Below are 16,255 nucleotides of genomic sequence, written 5' to 3'. Positions count from 1 at the left end.
CCCCCCCCGCGACTCCCTCGCGCGATGCTCCTCGCGGGCCGGTGGCCCGCTCGGAGGCGCGCGCCGCCGCAGCTTCTGCTTATAAATAACTCCCCAGAGGGATCGCCGAGACTCCCGTATCGATCTCGTTCCGCAACGGCACGATATAAGCCGCCGGGGGCGGAACGGTCTCGGTAATGCTACAGGGGGTCAACGTCGCGCTCGGCGTCTCGGGGAGCATCGCGGCGGTGAAGGTCGTCGAACTCGCCCACGAACTGCGCCGGCAGGGCGCGAGCGTGCGCGCCGTCATGTCCCCGGCGGCGACGAACATCGTCCACCCGTGGGCGGTCGACTTCGCGACCGACGAGCCCGTCGTCACCGAGATAACCGGCGACGTCGAACACGTCGAGCTCTGCGGCCGCGAGGGGTGGGCCGACGCGCTCCTGCTCGCGCCCGCGACCGCGAACACCGCGGGGAAGGTCGCCGCCGCGGTGGACGACACGCCCGTGACGACCTGCGCGACGACCGCGCTCGGCGCGGACGTCCCGGTCGTGATGGCGCCGGCCATGCACGAGCCGATGTACGACCACCCGGGCGTGCTGGAGGCGCTCGACCGGCTGGAGGCGTGGGGCGTGACGTTCGCGGAGCCCCGGATCGAGGAGGGGAAGGCGAAGATCGCGGCGGAGGCCGAGATCGTGACCGAGGTCGCCCGCGCGACCACACCGCAGACGCTGTCTGGCGCCCACGTCGTCGTCACCGCGGGCGCGACGAAAGAGCGGATCGATCCGATCCGCATCCTGACGAACCGCGCGTCGGGGAAGACCGGCCGAGCGGTCGCCCGCGCGCTCTACGTCCGCGGCGCGAAGGTGACGCTCGTCCGAGACGGCCCGGCCGTCCCCTACGCCGACGTCGTCGCCGTCGAGACCGCCGACGAGATGATGGCGGCGTGCCGCCGGGCCGCGGCCACGGCGGACGCGCTGGTCTCGGCGGCCGCCATCTCCGACTTCACCGCCGACGCGGTCGACGAGAAGATCCGGTCGGGGTCGCCGCTCTCCGTGGACCTCCGGCCCACCCCGAAGCTCATCGACTCGGTGCGGGACGCGTACCCGGACCTGCCGATCGTCGGGTTCAAAGCCGAGACGTCGGGCGACGACGACACGATGGTCGCGGAGGCCGAGCGGATCCGCGACCGCGTCGACCTCGCGTTCGTCGTCGCCAACGACGCGAGCGTCATGGGCGGCGACGAGACGCGCGTCCTCCTCGTCGGCGACGAGGGAACGGAGCCCGAGGAGGCGGCCGGCCCGAAGGACCGGGTCGCCGGGCGGATCGCCGACCGGCTCACGGTCGCCCTCGGGCGAGGCGACGGGGCGTAGCGGTCCTCGATCGCGACGAGAGAGGGATACAGCCGCCGCCGTTCCGTCCCCATCGACCGGGATACAAACTGTTTTGAGGCGGTAGGAAAACGATCCCGGTAGTGATACCCATGTGCACAGAGACGGTGGACCCCGGACCCGTCGGAGGTGTGGTGGGTGACTGACGACGCCGCTGAGAGCGTCACGGACGATGCGGTCGACGCCGACAGCGCTGGCGACGCGGTCGACGCCGGGTCGGAGACCCGACCGACGGTCGTCGTCCCGGTCGAGCCGTCGCCGACCCTCCGCGCGACGGTCGCGCACGTCGTCGAGGCCGCGACCGACGGCGAGTTCTCCGCGCTCCACTTCGTCGAGATCGCCTCGTGGCGCGACGGCGACCCGGGCTCCGACGACCGCACCGCCGAGGCCCAGCGCGTCCTCGAGCGGGTGGTCGCGTGGGCGGAGGCCGACCTCGACGACGCCGACGGCGACGCCGGCGACGACGTGGCGGTCGTCTCGGCGCTTATCGGCGCCGACGAGTACCTGTTCGGCCCGGACGACTACGTCGACGTGCTCGCGGAGTACGCTGAGGAGCACGACGCCGACACGGTCCTGCTTGACCCCGAGTACACCCCGGTCGGCAACACGACCCTGCTCCAGCCGCTGGAGTTCGCGCTCTCGAACACCTCGCTCACCGTCCGGACGGCCCCGGTCGGTCGGCCGACCCGGCCGGAGCGCCTCCGGAGCGAGGCGACGGGCGTGCGGTTCGCGGCGATGTTCGGGCTCTCGCTCGCCTTCTACTTCGTGCTCGGCGACCCGCTCTACTGGTTCGACTGGGTCACGGGCGTCGCCACCGCGGCCATCGTCTCGATCACCCTCTCGCGGATCAGCCTCGACGCCGACCCGGCGGTCCCGCGGACGCCCATGCGGCTGGTCCGCGGCGCGATCTACGTCCCCGTCCTGCTGTACGAGATCCTCGTGGCGAACCTGGTGGTCGCCCGCGTGATACTCGACCCGCGACTCCCGATCGAGCCGTCGATGAACCGGATGCGCGTGATCGTCGGCAGCGGGCTCCCGCTGATGACGCTCGCGAACTCGATCACGCTGACACCGGGGACCCTGACGGTCCGCGCCCGCGACAGCGACCTCTACGTCCACTCGCTGCTCCCGTGGGCCCGCGAGGGGCTGTTCGACGGCGGGCTGGAGCGGTGGACGCGCTTCGTCTACTACGGCCGATCTGCGGCCCGGCTGCCGACGCCCCGCGAGCGCGGCGACCACGCAGTTCTCCAGGGCCCGGACGCGACCGAAGAGCTGCCCATCGCCGCCGCGGACGGCGGCGAGACCGACGTGGAGGACGCTGAGGCCACCGATACCGCCGGTGGAGCCGAGGAGGAGGTGACCGACGCGTGACGCTCGTCGACGCCGGGGTCGCCGCCGGCTACACGGTCGCGGACTTCCTGCTCCTCGCGGCCGCCGGCTTCACGCTGCTCGCGATCGGGATGCTGTACCGGGCGGTGCGGGGTCCGACGATGCAGGACCGGGTGCTCGCGGTGAACGTCCTCGGGACGAACACCGTCGTCATCCTCGCGATCCTGGCCGCGGCGCTCTCGGAGCCGACGTTCCTCGACATCGCCCTGGTGTACGCGCTGTTGAACTTCCTGATGGCGATCGCCATCTCGAAGTTCACCGTCGAGCGGGGTGGTGTGCTGTGATGGACGCCGCCGGAACGCTCGGGACGCTCCGGGTGGGGCTGATCGTCGTTTTCACCCTGCTCGGGCTGTTCTTCTCGTTCGTCTCGATGACGGGCGTGCTCCGCCTCCCGGACGTCTACTCGCGGGCCCACACCGCCTCCCAGGCCGACACGCTCGGTGCCGGCTTCGGGCTCGCCGCCGTCGCCCTCGCAGTCGGCTGGGAGGGCGCCGGGTTCAAGACGGTGCTCCTGCTGTTTTTCATCTTCGTGACGAATCCGACGGCGGCCCACGCGATCGCCCGGGCCGCCTTCGAGGAAGGGATCGTCCCGTGGACCGAAGGGGATGACCGGCGATGACGGGAGCGAGCTCCCTCGCCGCGCCCGTCGTCGCCCAGGTCACCGCCATCGAGGCGAGCCTGCTCGCGTTCGTCGTGTTGACTGCGCTGGCGACGGCGCTGGCGCGCGACGTGCTCGCGGCCGTCATCGTCTTCGGGGCGTACAGCCTCGGGATGGCCGCGCTGTACACGTTCTACCGGGCGCCGGACGTCGCGCTGACGGAGGCGGCGATCTCCGCGGGCGTGACCACCGTCCTCCTCCTCTTGACCCTCGCGAAGACGACCCGGATCGACCACGACGCCGTCTTCGAGTCGGTGAACCTCCCGGCCGTCGGCGCGGTCGGGGTCCTGTTCGGCGGGCTGCTGCTCACGATGGGAGACATCCCGGCGGTCGGGTCGCCCGAGGCCCCGGTGTGGTCGAACCCCGACGTGAGCCAGTGGTACCTCAGCGAGTCGTACGCCCAGACGGGCGTCGAAAACACGGTGATGGCCGTGTTGGCGGCGTTCCGTGGATTCGACACCTTCGGCGAGGCGGTCGTCGTCCTCGCCGGCGGGATCGCGGCCCTCATCGTGCTCCACCGGGAGGTGTTCGCATGAGCGACGCTCGCCCCGACGACGAGGGGGGTGGTGGCGATAGCGACGCACCGGGCGTCGAGGCCGCCGAATCGGCCGCGGAGGCCGAGTCGGACGTCCCGGCCCACCGGGCGCGCTCCAGGTCCGGGCGGATCGACTCCGAGCAGCGCCAGGGGACCCCGTACACGGAGAGTCAGGTGATCATGCCGACGGTGAAGATCGTGGCGCCGTTCGCGTTCACCTACGGCCTGTTCATCACCTTCCACGGCAGCGGCTCGCCCGGCGGCGGGTTTCAGGGTGGGGCGATCATGGCCGCGGTCGTGTTCATGATCGCGTTCGCGTTCGGCATCGAGGCGACGCGCGACTGGCTCGCCAACACCGTCGTCGTCGGGCTCGCGGTCGGCGGCGCGCTGGCGTTCGCCGGCATCGGGCTGATCCCGGTGGCGCGCGGCGGCGCGTTCCTCCAGTACGACCTCCTCCCGGTCCCGGTGAAGTACGGCCTGGAGAGCGTCGAGATCTTCGGCATCGCGGCCATCGTGAGCGGCGTGCTCATGGGCCTGTTCTTCCTCCTCGCAAGGGGCTTCGACTCGGACGGGAGCGGGTTCGGCGACACCGGCTCCGTCGACGACGCCGGGGACGACGCCGCGAGCGACCTCGACGCGCCGGAGACGTCGGACCGCACCGCGGCCGCCGACGGGGGTGAGCGATGACGGGTCTCGCCGCCGTCGTCGCGACCGCGGGAGTCGACGCCGCCGTCGCCTCGGCGGGAGCGTTCGACATCCTCGCCACGCGGCACGCCTACGTCGCGTTCGCGCTGCTGCTCTGCGTCGGTCTCTACATGATGATAGCGAACCCCAACCTCGTGAAGAAGATCATCGGACTCAACCTGTTCCAGACGGCGATCTTCCTGCTGTTCATCGCCTCGGCGTACGTCGAGGGCGGCGCGATCCCGATCGTCGCCTCCGGAGAAGCGGCGACCGAGACGTTCGTCAGCCCGCTCCCCCACGTGATCGTACTCACCGCCATCGTCGTGGGCGTGAGTCTCACCGCCGTGGGGCTCGCGCTCTGTATCCGCATCTACGACGAGTACGGGACGCTCCGCACCGACACCCTCCGCGAGTTGATGCGGGACGAGGGGTCGATCCCGGCCGGTCCAACGGCCGAGGGCGACGATGCCGCGACCGAGGGAGGTGTGAGCCATGACTGACGTGCTCCTCCCGCTGGCGATCGCCGTCCCGATCGTGGCGGCCACGCTGCCGATCGCGCTGGGCCTGTGGTTCGACGACGTCGGCTGGCCGATCGCCGCGGTCGCGACGACCGCGGTGGTCGGTATCGCGGCCGCGATCGCGACCGAAGTCGCCGTCGGCGGGCGGTTCGACCACGCGGTCGGCACCTACCAGCCGCCGATCGGGATCGAGCTGGTGGCCGACGAGCTGTCGGCCGCGGTGCTCGCGCTGATCGCGGTCGTCTCGCTGGCGACACTCGCCTTCTCGCGAGTGGCCGGCCCCCGCGGGAACCCCTTTTACAGCGCGTACCTGCTGCTGGTCGGCGGCCTCTCGGGGATGGCGCTCACCGGCGACCTGTTCAACATGTTCGTCTTCCTCGAGATCGTCGGGATCACGACGTACGCGCTCATCGCGGCCGACCGCTCGGGCGCGAGCGCCTACGCCTCGCTGAAGTACCTCGTGGTCGGGACGGTGGGCGCCTCGCTGTACCTCGTGGGCGTCGGCTACGCGTTCCTCGCGACGGGGACGCTGAACATGGTCGACATGCGCGAGCAGATCCTCGCGCAGGCGGGGTACGGCGACCCGCTGATCCAGGCGAGCTACGCGCTGATCGTCGCCGGGCTCGCGCTGAAGATCGCCCTGTTCCCGGTCCACACCTGGCAGCCGGACGCCTATCAGCGCGCGCCCGACGCCGTCACGGCGGTCGTGGCGGCGCTCGTGTCGACGACGAGCGCGTACGCGCTGATCCGGGTGACGTACACCGTCTTCACCGTCGACTTCCTCGCCGCCAACGACGCGATCACGACGGCGATGCTCGTCGTCTCCGGGACGTCGATCCTCGCCGGCTCGGCGCTCGCGGCGATGCAGTCCGACCTCAAACGGATGTTCGCGTACTCCTCGGTCGCCCAGTTCGGGATGATCGGGGCCGCGGTCGCGTTGGCGAACGAGACCGCGCTGCTCGGTGGGATCGTCCACCTGATCGGCCACGGCCTGCTGAAGTTCGGGCTGTTCCTCGGGGTCGGCACCCTCGCGCTCGGCTACGGCGTCCGTCGGATCGAAGACGCCGCGAGCGCTGCGCGGGAGGCCCCCTTCACGGCCGGGGCGATCGCCCTGCTCGGCCTGGGGCTGGTCGGGATCCCGCCGTCGGTCGGGTTCCTCGGGAAGTGGTACATCGGCCTCGGCGCGGTCGAGTCCGGCATGGCCGGCGCCGGGCCGGCCGGGATCGGGATCGCCGTCGTGATCTTCGTCAGCACCCTGTTCACGCTGTCGTACGTCGCGCGGCTGATCGAGCGGTTCTACTTCGCCGGCGTCGGGCTCCCGGACGGTCACGGCGACGACGCGACCGGCGGCCGCGGTGACGACCCGGCCGGGGTGGCCGCCGACGGCGGGCACGACGACGCCGCGCCCGAGGGCGATGCCCCCGACGACAGCGACGCGCCCGTCGCTCCCGTCGAGGGCGCGCCGCGACCGTCGCTGGTGCCCGATCGAGTGCCGCCGGCGTCGCTGGCGGTGCTCCTCGTCACGGCGCTCGTCACGGTCGCGCTCGGCTTCGCCGGGTTCGCGCTGGCCGAGTGGTTCGGTCCGTTCCTCACGGAGGTGTTCGCATGACTGACGCACTCGTCTCTGACCCACGACCCCTACTGGCCGTCCTCGTCTCGTTCGTCGCGGCGTTCTTCATCGTCGCGTCGCACCGCTCCCCGAACGTCCGCGAGGGGTGGACGGTCGTCGCGTCGCTCGCGAAGTTCGGGATCGTCGCCTCGATGCTCCCGGCCGTCCTCGGCGGCGCCGTCTTCGAGTGGTCGCTCGGGGCGTTCCTGCCCGGCGTCGAGTTCGCGCTGCGCGCCGACGCGCTCGGCATGCTGTTCGCGTTCCTCGCGAGCGGGCTCTGGATCGTCACCTCGTTCTACAGCATCGGCTACATGCGCGGGAACGACGAGACGAACCAGACCCGGTACTTCGCCGCGTTCGCGGTGTCGCTGTCGGCGACGATGGGGATCGCGTTCGCGGCCAACCTCGTGACGATCTTTGTTTTCTACGAGATCCTCTCGATCGCGACGTACCCGCTCGTCGCCCACGACGAGACGGCGGAGGCGCGCTCGGCGGGCCGGAAGTACCTCGCGTACACGATGTTCGGCGGCGGCGTGCTCGTGCTCGCCGGCACCGCCCTCGTCTACATGATCGCCGGCAACGTCTCGTTCACCGCCGGCGGGATTCAAGAGCTCGCGAACGCCGACCCCGGGCTCGCGATGCTCGCGTTCTTCCTGCTCGCGATCGGGTTCGGCGTGAAGGCCGGCATCATGCCGCTCCACCAGTGGCTCCCCGAGGCGATGGTCGCGCCGACGCCCGTCTCCGGGCTGCTCCACGCGGTCGCGGTCGTCAAGTCCGGGGCGTTCGGCGTCTCGCGGGTCGTCCTCGACGTGTTCGGCCCGGAACTCGTCTTCGACCTCTCGCTGCCCTTCGGCTTCTCGGCCGGGCTCGTCCTCTCGACTATCGGCGCGATCACGCTGACCGCGGCCTCCCTCATCGCCCTGCGGAAGGACCATCTGAAACAGCGGCTCGCGTACTCGACGGTGAGCCAGCTGAGCTACATCATCCTCGGGCTCGGGCTGTTCGGCTGGTACGGGCTCGTCGGCGCGCTGCTCCACATCCCGGCGCACGCGTTCATGAAGCTCACCCTGTTCTTCTGCGCCGGGAACCTCCACGTCTCGACGCACACCGACTACATCTCCGAGATGGCCGGGATCGGGAAGCGGATGCCCCTGACGATGGGGGCGTTCACCGTCGCCTCGCTCGGGATGGCGGGGATCCCGCTTCTGGCCGGCTTCGTCAGCAAGTACTACATGCTGATCGGCGGGATCCGGATGGGCGCCGAGCTGACGCCGGTCGCCTACTACCTCGTCGGCGCGCTGCTGCTCTCCGGGGTGTTGAACATCGCCTACTTCTGGCCAGTGATCTATACCGCCTTCTTCGAGGCGGAGGACGCCCACGACGCGAAACCCCTCGTCGACTTCCGGCTTGGCGGGGAGTCGCGGTCGACGCTGCCGGCGACCGACGGTGGTCGCGCAGTTGACGACGCGGCCACCGACGGGGGCCGGCCCGAGGACGAGGACGTCGAAGCCGGTGAGGAAACGGATGGCGACGACACCGACGTCGACGACGTCGTCGAGAGCGCAGAGGGCGACGCGCCGACCGAGGACGCGGGCACGCCCGCCGGCGACGACGCCGAAGTCCCGGACGACTCCGACATCCCCGACGCGGAGCTCGATGACCTGCCGACCGACGGGGAGGGCGTCGTCCGCCCGGAGTTCAACACGAGCGATCGCGACTTCTCCGAGCCGGCCGAGCGCGTCGACACCGGGGACTACGCGGTCGACTCGCGCCCCTCCGACGCTGACGTGCCTTTCGGCGTCGGGCACGGGGACGGGACCGCGGTGGAGCGGGCCGACGGCGACGAGAGCGACGGCGATGATCCCGAAGCCGACCACGGCGACGACGACAGCGCGGCTGTCGACCACGACCACAGTCACGGGGACGCCCACGACGACCACGGCCACACCGGCGGCCCGCCCGCTGGCGGGTGGCGACATATCGACGGACTCGACGCCCTCCGCGGGCGCGAGTCGACGTGGTTCACGCTCGGCCCGATTCTCACCGCGATGAGCCTCGCGGTGCTGCTCGGCGTGATCCCCTACGAGATGGGCTTCCTGGAGCTGATCGAGCTCATCGTCGACACGCGGCTCCCCGAGGAGGTGATGCGGCCGTGAACCCGGTCCTCACCTCCCTGCCGCCGTACGTCGTGCTCGCGGCGGCGGCGTTCCTCGTGCTCGGGCTCCCGCGCCGGGCCGGCCACGCGGCGGCCGCGCTGGCGACGGCGTTCGTCTTCGCCCAGGCGGTGCTGCTCGGCGACGGCGGCACGGGAACCCACCTCGCGACGCGGCTGTTCGGCTTCGACGTGGTCCTGTTCAACGTCGACCAGTTCTCGCTGCTGATGGGCGTCGTCGTCGGCTTCCTCGCGACCGCGGCGGTGCTGTACGCGTACGGCACCGAGGCTCCGAAGTGGGTGACCGCGTTCGCGATGGCGTACGTCTCCTCGACGCTCGGGACGATCTACGCCGGCGACTGGCTCACCCTGATCTTCTTCTGGGAGCTGATGGCCGTCACATCGACGCTGCTGGTGTGGCAGTACGGCGGCGCGGCGGTGCGGGCCGGCTACCGCTACGCGCTGTTCCACGGGATCGGCGGGACGGTCTTCCTCGGGGCGGTGGTCGTCCACGGCGCGTCGATGCTCGGCAGCGTGCCGGCCGCCGAGATCTTCCTCTTCTCGTCGACGACGGGGATCCACGCCAGCGCGACCGTGCTCGCCGCGATCGGCGTCGGGGTCAACTGCGGGTTCATCTTCCTGCACACGTGGCTCCCGGACACCTACCCGCGCCCGCACGTCGCGGCGTCGGTGTTCCTCTCGGTGTTCACGACGAAGACGGCGGCGTACGTGATGTACCGGACGTTCCCCGAGGGCGGCATGTGGCTCGCGTACCTCGGGGGGTTCATGGCCGTCTACGGCGCGTTCTTCGCGCTGCTGCAGTACGATCCGCGGCGGCTCCTCTCGTACCACATCCAGGCGCAGCTCGGGTATATGCTGGCCGGTTTCGGACTCGCGACGTACGTCGGTGAGTTCGCTGTCACCGGCGGCTTCGCGCACCTGTTCAACAACGTCCTGTACAAGAGCCTCCTGTTCATGACCGTCGGCGTGGTGATCTACCGCACCGGCGTCGAGGACATCCGGGACATGGGCGGGCTCTGGCGGGAGATGCCCGTTGCCTTCCTCCTCTACGTCGTCGGCGCGGCCTCGATTACCGCCGTCCCGGGGTTCAACGGGTTCATTTCGAAGGGGATGGTGATCGACTCCGCACATGAGGTCCACAACTACGTGCTCCTGTTGGACAGCGGACTCCTCTGGTGGCTGCTGATCCTCGGCGGCGTCGGGACGTTCATGTCGTTTATCAAGCTCGGCTACTACATGTTCTTCCACGGGTCGGCGACGCTGTCGCCGAAGGACGCCACGCCGTTCCAGACCGCCGGCATGCTGCTCGCGGGCGGCGCTTGTATCTTCTTTGGGGTGTTCTACACCCAGCTGATCGAGCTGATGCCGTTTACGGAGCTCATCCTCAGCGAGGACGTCTACTTCAAGCCGTACAGCGAGAGCCACCTGACGGAGAGCGCGGCGCTGCTCGTAACCGGCTTTGTCGGGTTCTTCGCGCTGAAGCGACCGCTCGGCTGGCTCGCCCACCGCATGCGCGACGTCGACGCGGTGACGTATCCGGCCGCGTTCTATCTGAGTCGGGGGGCCGTCTGGGCCGTGACGGAGCTGTGGGGCGCCGTCGACCGCCTGGTGATGCGGCTGGTCGCCGGTATCAAGCGGACGGCGATGCACCCGCGGGCGGTCGTCTCGGAACTCGGCGTCGACGTCGAGATTCGGACGGGGATCGGCCGGAGCGTCCTCCTCTTAACGCTCGCGGCCGGCGTCGCGCTGTTCGCGTTCCTGCTCGGCTGAGCGGGATTTATAAATTGGAGTCGCTGTACCCCCGTTTTCGGACGCGATTTGACGGTGACCGGTCGTCACTGAGACCGAGCGACTTCGGGTGAGAAAGTTTATACCCTGAACAGGCGCAATACCACGGCGTTCACGCCGTGGATACGCGCCGTCACTTGGGGAAAGTATCCACGTTCGACAGCACTTTGAGTTTCAGAATACTGGCGTTTAAGCGACAGGAAACTCTGTCAATAGGTAGGAATCGGTCGGAACGGAGCGGATTCCGAGCCGTCCTTCGGAGGTGGCCTGTCCACCCGCGCAATGAGACAGTATCCGAAAGGGTAGTCGGTGAACGCACATTCCAGAAGAGTGTGTCTGTGCCGACTGCTCAAAGCGGGTCAGAAGGTACCTCCAAGTCCGCTGACGCCTGCTGGCGTCCCTGTGGCAAAAACAACACTGAGACGCCGTACACGACCGAGGATAGGGGTAACGGCCAGTTGGCATGGCCAGCAGTCCACCAGTCCGACGCTGTGGGACTACCCGTGCCCGAAAGGGCTGGTAGTCCGGTGATTGGACTACAGACCTGAAACTCCCACCGCTCGGGATTCCTCCGCGTTTACCCGGAGGAGAATGTCAATTCCGGTCCGTCACCCGGTTCGGGTGTGTCCCTCCAACCGCTACAGGTACCCGGTGGCCCCGAGCTGCTCATCCTCCTCGTCATCCTGCTGCTCGCCTTCGGTCTCGTCGGTCGATGGGTGTACCGAGACGCGAAGTCCCGCGGGAGCGACTGGGCCTGGCAGTGGGGCGTCGGTATCGGGCTGCTGTTCCTGTTCGGGCTTGTCCCCGGGCTGCTCGGGCTACTCATCTACGTCACGATCCGAGACGAGGTCGGCGAGGCGGCGTGACCGCACGAGACGCGTGACGGCCTCGATGCGGTGCGACCGCCTCGACGCTGCGGGGGCTCAGTACTCCTCGTACGCGAGGTTCATCATCCACTGCGAGAAGGCGTCGGCCTGTGCGTCGACTTCCTCCTCGCCGATGAACGGCGACAGCATGTCGCCGGCCATCAGCAGGGCGAAGTCCAGGTCGCGGGGCGCGGGCTCCAGATAGTACGTGTTGTGGCCGTCGTAGACGGTGTCCGTCCGCTGGATGAGCCCAGATCCCTCCAGCGCCTCCGCGATGCGGCTCCCCTTTCGCGAGGAGACGTCGAGTTCCTTCCAGAAGTCGCTCTGGTGGATGCCACCGGTCTCGCGGATGAGTTCGAGGCCGGCGTGCTCGTCCTCCGACAGGTCGGCCTCGAGTTCGGACACGCTCATGCTGTAACACCTGCCCGCGAGTCGCTTAAAACTGGCTTTCCGCGCCGTCGAGCCCGGAGGAACCGCGACGGCTCACGCGCTGTCGCCGTCCTCTACTCTCTTTTCGCCCCCTCCGAAGCCCGCCGGGAGCGACACCGGATCCGTGGGCGTCTCGCACGGCGGGCCGTCGGCGTACGCGAACTCGGGGGCGACCTCCGGGTCGCCGGTCGTCCGGACCCGGGTGAACGACCGCGTCCCGAACCCGTCGCCGTGGAGGCAGGCGCCGTACGCGTGGTCGCCGAGGACGCCGCTCGCTCGATCGAGCCACGCCGCGCCCGCCTCTCCCGGCTCGGGAAGCAGTTCGGCCGCGATCCGGCGGGCGCTGTCGGCGCGCTCCGCGCCGAACTCCCGGCGACGCTCCGGGACCGCGAAGGACTCGGCGCCGTTCACCACGCCGCCGACGTTGCCGACGACGTGGACGCCGGGGTCGAGCCGCGTGACCGCGAGGTGCCCGTCGTACGCGAGAACGAACGCGGCGGCCTCGTCGGCGAGCACGAGGTTGAACCCGTCGTACGACCGGGATCCGAGCTCGCGCTCGAGGGCTCGCACCGCGGCCTCGGCCGAGTCGGCTTCCAGGCAGTCCCGCACGAGGAGCCCCCGCGAGCGGTCTCCCTCGCGGTCAGCATCGAGCCAGCGGTTGGTGACCGCGACGGCGACGCCCGGCTCGGAGAGGCCGATCCACGTCCCGCCGGCCTCCGCGTCGCGCGGGGCGACGTACCGGACGCCGTCGGGGCTGTCGGGCTCGCGCACGGCCGGCGGCTCCGCGGGCCGGTCCAGCGCCTCGTCGCGGTTGGCGGCGAGCGCGATCGGAGCGTCGCCGAACGCCCGCCACGCGAGGGCGAGGGTACACACGACCTTCCCTGCGGGCGAGAGGGAGGAAAAACCCGCGGTCGGGAGGTGAGATTCTTTACTCATAGTAAAAGAAATCTTTTGGTGACTGACCACGTCGGGTCGTATATGAAGGCGATAGCCGTGTACGAGGGCGCCGACGAACCGGTCGTGACAGAGAAGCCGCGACCGGAACCGGCGCCCGGGGAGGCGCTCGTCCGGACGCTCCGGGTGGGCGTCGACGGGACGGACCACGAGGTCATCGCCGGCGGGCACGGGGGCGCGCCAGAGGGGGAGGACCACCACGTGCTGGGTCACGAGGCGGTCGGCGTCGTGGAGGACCCGAACGACACGCCGTTCGAGGTCGGCGACGTCGTGGTGCCGACGGTCCGGCGCCCGCCCAACGGCGCGAACGAGTACTTCGCCCGGGGCGAGCCCGACATGGCGCCGGAGGGCCGGTACCACGAACGCGGCATCGTCGGCGCCCACGGCTTCATGGCCGAGTACGTCACCAGCCCGGCGGAGTTCCTCGTCGAGATCCCGCCCGCGCTCGCCGAGTGGGGGTTCCTCGTCGAGCCGGTCTCGATCACGGAGAAGGCGGTCGAACACGCCTACGCCAGCCGGTCGGCGTTCCACTGGGAGCCGGAGTCCGCGCTGGTGCTGGGCAACGGCTCGCTCGGGTTGCTCACGGTGGCGACGCTCGACGAGGAGTTCGACCGGATCTACTGTCTCGGTCGCCGCGAGCGGCCGGACCCGACGATCGAGATCATCGAGTCGCTGGGCGCGACCTACGTCAACTCCAATGAGACGCCGGTGCCGTCGGTGCCGGACGCGCACGAGCCGATGGACTTCGTCTTCGAGGCGACCGGCCACGCGCCGCACGCGTTCGAGACCATCGAGGCGCTCGCCCCCAACGGCGTCGGCGCGCTGCTCGGCGTGCCGGGCGACTGGGAGTTCGAGGTCGACGGCGGGCGGCTCCACCGCGAGCTCGTCTTGCACAACAAGGCGCTCGTCGGCAGCGTCAACTCCGGCTACGAGCACTTCGAGGCCGCCGCAGAGTCGCTGTCGCGGTTCTCCGACGGGTTCCTCGACGACCTCGTCACCGGCGTCTACGGGCTCGACGAGTTCGAGGCTGCGTTCGCGGATGACGACACGACTATTAAAACGGCGGTCGAATTCGACTCATATGAAGAACGTTGACGACCTGATAGACAGCGCGGCCGAGCTCGCGGAACACGGTCTCTCGAAGGGCGAGATCGCCGACGAACTGAACGTCTCCCGGGAGACCGCGAGTTGGCTCGTCGAGCGCGGCGGTGGTAGCAGCGCGGCGGCCGAGACCCCGCCCGCGGGGTCGACGGCCGACATCCACGTCGACTGGTCGGCGCTGGGTCGGGACTCGACGCGGCTCGGGTACGCCGCGAGCGCGATGGCGGACCTGCTCGCGAAGCAGGGCGAGGCGGTCGACCTGACGGTGGGGATCGAGAAGGCCGGCGCGCCGCTCGCGACCGCGGTCGCGGACCGGCTCAACACCGACTTGGGGACGTACGCGCCCGCAAAACACCAGTGGGAGGAGGGCGACATCGACGAGCAGGGGGGCGGCTTCTCGCGCAACTTTGCGGCGATCCGCGACCGCGACTGCTACGTCGTCGACGACATCATCACCTCGGGGACGACGATGCGAGAGTCGATCAACGCGATCCGCGAGCAGGGCGGCGAGCCCGTCGCCTGCGTCGTGCTCGTCGACAAGAAGGGGTACGACGAGATCGACGAGGTCCCCGTCTACTCGCTCGTCGACGTCGTCCGCGTCGACCGCGAGGGGTAGCCGACCGCGAGGCCGACGCTGTCGAGACGTCGCCCTCCCGATACCGTGCGGAACCCATTTGTCGCGGCGGCGCGTACTGTGGCCTATGACGTTCCAGCCCGAGTCCGAGGCCGAGTCCGACGAGATCGAAGCGCGCGTACAGGAGACCATCGCCGAGAACGACGTGGTCCTGTTCATGAAGGGGAACCGACTGATGCCCCAGTGCGGCTACTCCCAGCGCGCGGTCGAGCTGATCGGCCAGCACGTCGACGAGTTCGAGACCGTCGACGTGCTGCCCGCGCTGGACCACTACCGAGAGGCACTGGAGGCCGAGAGCGGATGGGAGACGATTCCCCAGACGTTCGTGGGCGGCGAGTTCGTCGGGGGAAGCGACGTGCTCGGGGAGCTGGAGGAGCGCGGCGAGCTGGCCGCCGAGCTCGGCGCCGAGTAGGCCGTGCGACGTACGCCCCGCCCGTAGCGACGCCCTAATCCCGTGGATCGAAGGGCAGCCCATATAAACCTACGGTCCCTATGTGACCGTAGACGAAGCTGCTGCCGCCGTGCTGACCGCCTCGATCCACCTCACCCAACCAACAATGACAGGCCGCGTGTTCAGACTTCATTCGACGCTCGAACTGCCCCTCGAAGACGTGGAGACGTACTTCGAAGAAGACCCCGACCTCCCGGCGGAGATCGACGATATCGACATCACGCGTCGAAACAACACCCTCATTATCAAGGCCCTGTCCGACGACGAGTCGATCAGTAAGTACACGCCGACCGCCCAGCTGAAGGCCTCCGTCACGGAGACGCGCGTCTGGGAGGAGGAGCCGCCGCGCGCCGGCGGCCCGCAGTGGATGGACGACGAGGAGGAGGAGATCCCCTCCGAGCTCGTCGAGTTCGCCTGTTTCAAGGGCGACCGGGAGACCGTCCTCCAGAACTCCGCGCTCCAGTACCCCATGTTTCTCGTGCTCCGCGAGCTGGCGCAGCTCTCGGAGAAGGGGACGCTTACCGCGATCACCGAGGCCGACGACAAGCTCGAGGCGACCCGGATCGTCGAGGGTGAGCCGCGTCCCGCGAGCATCGAGGTCGTCGAGAGCCCGCAGGGCGCCGGCGACGGCGACGGCGGCGTCAACTGGCGCGACAACGAGTTCATCAGCGACTGACGCCGTAGCGGCGGTGTGTATTTCGTCTGCGGACCGCATCGAGACCGGTAGTCCCAACTCGGTGCGTCGTCCCTCGACCCGGCGAGAGCGCTCCGCGCCGGTCGCCGTCGGACGCAGAGGCGGAACGTCTCGTCGGTGACGTCCGACGGGTGGCGGTCGGAGTCCCGCGTTAGAAACCCCAGCCCAGCCGGAGACGGCGGCGTGCGTCGAACTCCCGATCCGGGGGCCGCGTCGCTCGATACGCGCCGGTTACGGAAGTGCAAGGAGAAAGCCCCGCCGTTCACCGGGGCATGAATCCGACAAACCCTACACAAACCACGTTCGACGTGCCGAAAGAATGCTTTAATTAATCTGAGACATATTTAAAGTTAACCGAGGCGGTCTCTCCGCCCCACTAATCGGACAATATCGGGATTCCCT

General features: G+C 69.4%; 17 protein-coding genes. 15 read left to right on the top strand and 2 right to left on the bottom strand.

Features of this window, described 5'->3' with window-relative positions; translation table 11 throughout:
- Positions 1-176 precede the first annotated feature (176 nt).
- From coaBC to N5096_RS06495, 11 genes are all read left to right on the top strand, one after another.
- A complete protein-coding gene (gene coaBC / locus N5096_RS06545; RefSeq protein ID WP_267663508.1) occupies positions 177-1,352 on the top strand; it encodes a bifunctional phosphopantothenoylcysteine decarboxylase/phosphopantothenate--cysteine ligase CoaBC in 1,176 nt (391 codons plus the stop codon).
- A 147-nt stretch (positions 1,353-1,499) separates the two neighbouring features.
- A complete protein-coding gene (locus N5096_RS06540; protein WP_379790076.1) occupies positions 1,500-2,741 on the top strand; it encodes a monovalent cation/H+ antiporter subunit E in 1,242 nt (413 codons plus the stop codon).
- Positions 2,738-3,043, top strand: a complete 306-nt coding sequence (locus tag N5096_RS06535) for a cation:proton antiporter (RefSeq protein ID WP_267663506.1) — start codon at positions 2,738-2,740, stop codon at positions 3,041-3,043. Before N5096_RS06540 ends, N5096_RS06535 begins: the two co-directional genes overlap by 4 nt.
- The gene (gene mnhG, locus N5096_RS06530; RefSeq protein WP_267663505.1) at positions 3,043-3,378 is read left to right on the top strand and encodes a monovalent cation/H(+) antiporter subunit G; all 336 of its coding nucleotides are present in this window, start codon (positions 3,043-3,045) and stop codon (positions 3,376-3,378) included. Before N5096_RS06535 ends, mnhG begins: the two co-directional genes overlap by 1 nt.
- Positions 3,375-3,953, top strand: a complete 579-nt coding sequence (locus N5096_RS06525; RefSeq protein WP_267663504.1) for a DUF4040 domain-containing protein — start codon at positions 3,375-3,377, stop codon at positions 3,951-3,953. The genes mnhG and N5096_RS06525 overlap by 4 nt, the downstream gene beginning before the upstream one ends.
- A complete protein-coding gene (locus N5096_RS06520; RefSeq protein WP_267663503.1) occupies positions 3,950-4,639 on the top strand; it encodes an MnhB domain-containing protein in 690 nt (229 codons plus the stop codon). Before N5096_RS06525 ends, N5096_RS06520 begins: the two co-directional genes overlap by 4 nt.
- Positions 4,636-5,136 (top strand): cation:proton antiporter subunit C, encoded by a 501-nt coding sequence (locus tag N5096_RS06515; protein WP_267663502.1) that lies wholly within the window; start codon positions 4,636-4,638, stop codon positions 5,134-5,136. Before N5096_RS06520 ends, N5096_RS06515 begins: the two co-directional genes overlap by 4 nt.
- Positions 5,129-6,763 (top strand): proton-conducting transporter transmembrane domain-containing protein, encoded by a 1,635-nt coding sequence (locus N5096_RS06510; RefSeq protein ID WP_267663501.1) that lies wholly within the window; start codon positions 5,129-5,131, stop codon positions 6,761-6,763. Before N5096_RS06515 ends, N5096_RS06510 begins: the two co-directional genes overlap by 8 nt.
- Entirely contained in the window at positions 6,760-8,919 is a 2,160-nt protein-coding gene (locus N5096_RS06505; RefSeq protein WP_267663500.1) for a proton-conducting transporter transmembrane domain-containing protein, read from the top strand. Before N5096_RS06510 ends, N5096_RS06505 begins: the two co-directional genes overlap by 4 nt.
- Complete coding sequence (locus tag N5096_RS06500; protein WP_267663499.1) at positions 8,916-10,706, top strand: Na(+)/H(+) antiporter subunit D; 1,791 nt, start codon at positions 8,916-8,918, stop codon at positions 10,704-10,706. Before N5096_RS06505 ends, N5096_RS06500 begins: the two co-directional genes overlap by 4 nt.
- A 641-nt stretch (positions 10,707-11,347) precedes the next feature.
- Complete coding sequence (locus N5096_RS06495; protein WP_267663498.1) at positions 11,348-11,590, top strand: hypothetical protein; 243 nt, start codon at positions 11,348-11,350, stop codon at positions 11,588-11,590.
- Positions 11,591-11,647: 57 nt separating this feature from the next.
- Here N5096_RS06495 and N5096_RS06490 read toward each other — a convergent pair whose 3' ends face one another.
- Together N5096_RS06490 and N5096_RS06485 are read right to left on the bottom strand one after the other, a co-directional pair.
- Complete coding sequence (locus tag N5096_RS06490) at positions 11,648-12,001, bottom strand: helix-turn-helix transcriptional regulator (protein WP_267663497.1); 354 nt, start codon at positions 11,999-12,001, stop codon at positions 11,648-11,650.
- Between the two features lie 72 nt (positions 12,002-12,073).
- The gene (locus N5096_RS06485) at positions 12,074-12,892 is read right to left on the bottom strand and encodes an NRDE family protein (protein ID WP_267663604.1); all 819 of its coding nucleotides are present in this window, start codon (positions 12,890-12,892) and stop codon (positions 12,074-12,076) included.
- A 105-nt stretch (positions 12,893-12,997) separates the two neighbouring features.
- On the opposite strand from N5096_RS06485, the gene N5096_RS06480 reads away from it, so the two are divergent.
- The 4 genes from N5096_RS06480 (at position 12,998) to N5096_RS06465 (ending at position 15,835) form a co-directional block, all read left to right on the top strand.
- A complete protein-coding gene (locus tag N5096_RS06480) occupies positions 12,998-14,068 on the top strand; it encodes a glucose 1-dehydrogenase (RefSeq protein ID WP_267663603.1) in 1,071 nt (356 codons plus the stop codon).
- On the top strand, positions 14,055-14,690 hold the full coding sequence (gfcR, locus tag N5096_RS06475) for a transcriptional regulator GfcR (RefSeq protein ID WP_267663496.1): 636 nt from the start codon (positions 14,055-14,057) through the stop codon (positions 14,688-14,690). The genes N5096_RS06480 and gfcR overlap by 14 nt, the downstream gene beginning before the upstream one ends.
- Before the next feature lie 85 nt (positions 14,691-14,775).
- On the top strand, positions 14,776-15,120 hold the full coding sequence (locus tag N5096_RS06470) for a glutaredoxin family protein (protein WP_267663495.1): 345 nt from the start codon (positions 14,776-14,778) through the stop codon (positions 15,118-15,120).
- A 145-nt stretch (positions 15,121-15,265) separates the two neighbouring features.
- A complete protein-coding gene (locus tag N5096_RS06465) occupies positions 15,266-15,835 on the top strand; it encodes a DUF7110 family protein (RefSeq protein ID WP_267663602.1) in 570 nt (189 codons plus the stop codon).
- The last annotated feature ends 420 nt before the right edge of the window (positions 15,836-16,255 follow it).

Source organism: Halorubrum yunnanense (assembly GCF_026586675.1).
Taxonomy (GTDB): domain Archaea; phylum Halobacteriota; class Halobacteria; order Halobacteriales; family Haloferacaceae; genus Halorubrum; species Halorubrum yunnanense.
The sequence above is the reverse complement of the archived record's forward strand: the minus strand, read 5'-3'. Positions and strand labels throughout refer to the sequence as shown.